Annotated in this window: 3 protein-coding genes; 2 read left to right on the top strand and 1 reads right to left on the bottom strand. The window is 69.2% G+C overall.

Going from position 1 to position 3,864, the window contains the following annotated elements:
• On the top strand, positions 1-563 hold a 563-nt coding region (locus ACTIDRAF_RS0225090; RefSeq protein ID WP_016701413.1), incomplete at its 5' end, for an ArsA family ATPase.
• A 164-nt stretch (positions 564-727) separates the two neighbouring features.
• Here the strand turns inward: ACTIDRAF_RS0225090 and ACTIDRAF_RS0225085 are convergent.
• Positions 728-1,027: a WhiB family transcriptional regulator gene (locus ACTIDRAF_RS0225085; protein WP_016701412.1), complete on the bottom strand. Its 300-nt coding sequence runs from the start codon at positions 1,025-1,027 to the stop codon at positions 728-730.
• Positions 1,028-1,289: 262 nt separating this feature from the next.
• On the opposite strand from ACTIDRAF_RS0225085, the gene ACTIDRAF_RS0225080 reads away from it, so the two are divergent.
• On the top strand, positions 1,290-3,788 hold the full coding sequence (locus ACTIDRAF_RS0225080; RefSeq protein ID WP_016701411.1) for a penicillin-binding protein: 2,499 nt from the start codon (positions 1,290-1,292) through the stop codon (positions 3,786-3,788).
• Positions 3,789-3,864 lie beyond the last annotated feature (76 nt).

The following is a 3,864-nucleotide window of genomic DNA, read 5'->3' as shown; positions in this document are numbered from 1 at the left end:
GGGGAATCCGGCGGGTCGTCGGTGCCGGGTTCGGTCTGTTCAGCAAGGCCGTCTCGACGATCGTCGGTGGCCAGTTGCTCGCGGACGCCTCCGCGTTCGTCCAGGCCTTCGACAGCATGTTCGGTGGGTTTCGCGAGCGGGCGGAGCACACCTACCGGATGCTGCGCTCCCCCGGCACCGCGTTCCTGGTGGTCGCCGCGCCCGAGCCGGACGCTCTTCGGGAGGCGTCCTACTTCGTCGACCGGCTGGCCACCGAGCGGATGCCGTTGGCGGGTCTCGTCGCCAACCGCACCCACCCGGTGCTCACCGACTTGCCGGCCACCAGTGCCCTCGCGGCGGCCGAGCAGCTCGGCGGGAGCGCCCCGCTCGCCGCCGCGGTGCTCCGCCTGCACGCCGACCGGGTGTCGGTAGCGGAGCGAGAACTCCGGCTGCTGTCGCGGTTCACCCGGGCGCATCCCGGAGTGCCGATCATCGGCGTCCCAGCACTTGCGAAAGATGTTCACGATATGCGAGGGCTGGGCGAGATCGGTGAACTACTCGCGAGCAGGCCCGACGCCGGTTAGCCCGACGCACTCGTGTGCGAATGAGCTAAAGCGATCGGCGAATCGCCAGGAATTTGACCGGACGGCCGGCCAATGGGGGCCAACTGGTTGATCCCGCAATTCGGCGGAGCCGCCGGACCGGGCGTCCTCGTCGCACCGGCCCGGCGTCGCCGTGCCGTGTCCCGTCAGGACACCTGGTACTCGATGTCGGTGTGGCGGCGGCGCGCGGCTTCCAGCAGCTCGCGCCAGGACTCGACGTCCGGCCTCCGGCGGAGCAGCGCGCGCCGCTCCCGCTCGGTCATACCGCCCCAGACGCCGAACTCGATGCGGTTGTCCAGCGCTTCGGCCAGACACTCGGTACGAACCGGACAGCCGATGCAGACCACCTTGGCCTTGCGCTGTTCGGCTCCTCGGACGAACAACTGCTCAGGGTCCTCGTCACGGCAGGCCGCTCGAACCCGCCAATCCCCCTGGATGAACATCATGTCCCCCAGCTCCTTGTGTCTTCCGACTCACCAGGTGCCCCCCCGGCACCCGCGGTCAGTGACATTCCGTTCCGATGGAACGCCCTGTCTTACCTTGTCGTGAGACCTTGACGGACTGTAGAGCAGATTGGTTCCATCAATTTCACCGGGTATGACAAACATTACGGTGCGTCACCCGTTTCGCAACCCTTAGTAATCATTTCGAGTGGTGCCACCTCACTTCGTCGTTATACGGGCGGCACCCCGGACGTACGCTGGGCGGGTGCGGTTTCGGGCTGGCGTACTCAAGCTCTTCGGACTCTGCGTGCTCGCGGGGGTACTCGCCGCCGGCGTGCTGTTCCCCGCCGTCGGCGGCCTCGGCGTGGCGTCCAACCAGGCGAGTGACACCGTGGACAGTCTCTCGGCCGACCTCGTGACCACGGACCCTCCCCTGGTCAGCACGATCACCGACTCCGAGGGCGAGCCGATCGCCTACCTGTTCGACCAGTACCGGGTGCTGGTCGAACCGCACGAGATCGCCGACAGCATGAAGGCGGCCATCATCGCGGTCGAGGACCAGCGCTTCTACCAGCACGAGGGCGTCGACTGGCGGGGCACGTTCCGCGCCGCGGTGACCAACCAGATGTCCGGCAGCATCGCGCAGGGCGGTTCCACCCTCACCCAGCAGTACGTCAAGAACTACCTGGTGCACGTGGTCGCCGCCGACAGCCCGGCCGAGCAGGCGAAGGCGATCGAACAGACTCCCGCCAGGAAGCTGCGCGAGATCAGGATCGCGCTCCAACTGGAGCAGAACCTCGACAAGGAGGAGATCCTCGCCGGCTACCTGAACATCGTGCCCTTCGGCAACCAGACCTACGGCGTGGGAGCCGCCGCGCGCACCTACTTCAACACCACGGCGGACAAGTTGACCGTTCCGCAGGCCGCCCTGCTCGCCGGGGTGGTCAACAGCCCCGGCTCGTTGAACCCCGAACGCAACCCGGAGGAGGCGAAGCGGCGGCGCAACATCGTGATCGGGTTGATGGCCGAGCAGGGGCACATCTCCGAGGAGGCCGCCGAGGAGGCCAAGCGGGAACCCCTGGGGCTCGCGCAGCCGCTGGGGCGCCCACCGAACGACTGCGTGGGGGCCGGGCCGAGCGACGGCTTCTTCTGCGAGTACGTCATCGACTACCTGGCGAACGCCGGCTTCTCCAAGGACCAGCTCAAGCGCGGCGGCTACACGATCAGGACCACGCTGGACCACTCCATCACGGAGATGGCGAAGCGCGCGGCCGAGGACCAGGTGCCCAAGACGACCGAGGGGATCGCGAACGCGATGGCCATCGTGGAGCCGGGGAAGGACAGCCACAAGGTCCGGGCCCTGGTGGCGAACCGGGACTACGGGCTCGACCCCGAAGCCGGTCAGACGATGTACCCGCTGCCCAGCGGTATGACGATGTTCGGTGCCGGGTCGATCTACAAGACCTTCACGGCGGCGGCCGCCCTCGAGGCCGGCATGGGCATCCAGAACGAGGTCGACGTGCCGGGCACCTACGTGTCCTCGGTGTACTTCAACAACGGGGCCCCCTACCAGGTCAGCAACGACAACGACGGTTATCCGGCCCGCATGACCCTCCAGGACGCCCTGGCGAAGTCCCCCAACACCTCCTTCGTGATGTTGCAGGAGCGGGTCGGGCTGGACGCGGTGGTGGACATGGCCGAGCGCCTCGGCCTCCGACAGGGCATGACCGGTATCAACCACCACGGCGGGCAGATCGACCCCACCGCCGAGCGTGAGGAGCAGCGGCTCCCGCAGGCGGAGTTCCTCAAGGAACGGGGTATCGGCGCCTTCACCCTCGGTTTCACCCCGACCAGCGTGCTGGAGCTGTCCAACGTCGCCGCGACGATCGCCAGCAACGGGGTGTGGTGCCCGCCCTCCCCGATCGAGGAGATCCTCGACCGGCACGGCAACCCGGTGCCGATCACCGAGGCCGAGTGCGAACAGGCCGTCGAGGAGGAGGTCGCCAACGCGCTCTTCGTGGGCATGAGCAAGGACGACACGGAGGGCACCGCGCGGGCCGCGGCCCAACAGGTGGGCTGGGACAGGCCGATGCTCGGCAAGACCGGCACCACCCAGAACCACATGTCGGCCGGGTTCATCGGCGCGACCCCGCAGATGGCCGGCGCGGTCCTCACCTTCAGCGACGGCACCTCGGTGCAGGGGATCTGCGATGGCGACCCGCCGATGCTGTGCGGGGACAACGGCAACATCTACGGCGGGCGCATCCCCGCCCGCACCTGGTTCGCCACGATGACCGGCGTGCACGAGGGCCTCCCGGTGGCCCCGTTGCCCGCGCTGGCCCCCGAGCACGAGTTCGGCGGCGACGACCACCAGGTGCCCAACGTCGTCGGGATGGGCGCCGCGCAGGCCCGCACCGTCCTCCAGGAGGCCGGTTACGAGGTGTCGGAGACGCAGACCAACAGCAGCGAGCCGCGCGGCGTCGTGGTGACCCAGTCGCCCCGGGGTTTCGCCCTACCCGGGGACACGATCACGATCTCGGTCAGCACCGGGTACGTGCCACCGGCGGAGACCGAACAGCCCGTCCCGACGGACCAGCCGCCCGGTGAGAGCGGCACCCCGGCTCCCCCGCCCGAGGACGGTGGCCCCAGCGTGCCGCCGGTCCCTCCGCCCGCGCCCGAACCCACCCAGCCCGAGCTGCCGGAACCCCCCGACGACGGCGGTGACCAGCCACCCGTCGATCCGCCGGTGGTCGAGGGCGGCTGACCCGTTCCCCACCTACGCGTTTCCCGGGCGGGCCCGGCTCCCGCTCACCGCTGGAGCCGGGCCCGCGCGAGCGCCA

Origin of the sequence: Actinoalloteichus spitiensis RMV-1378 (genome assembly GCF_000239155.1) — a bacterium.
GTDB lineage: Bacteria > Actinomycetota > Actinomycetes > Mycobacteriales > Pseudonocardiaceae > Actinoalloteichus_B > Actinoalloteichus_B spitiensis.
Note: the sequence above shows the minus strand (reverse complement) of the source record. Positions and strands in the feature narration are given on the sequence as shown.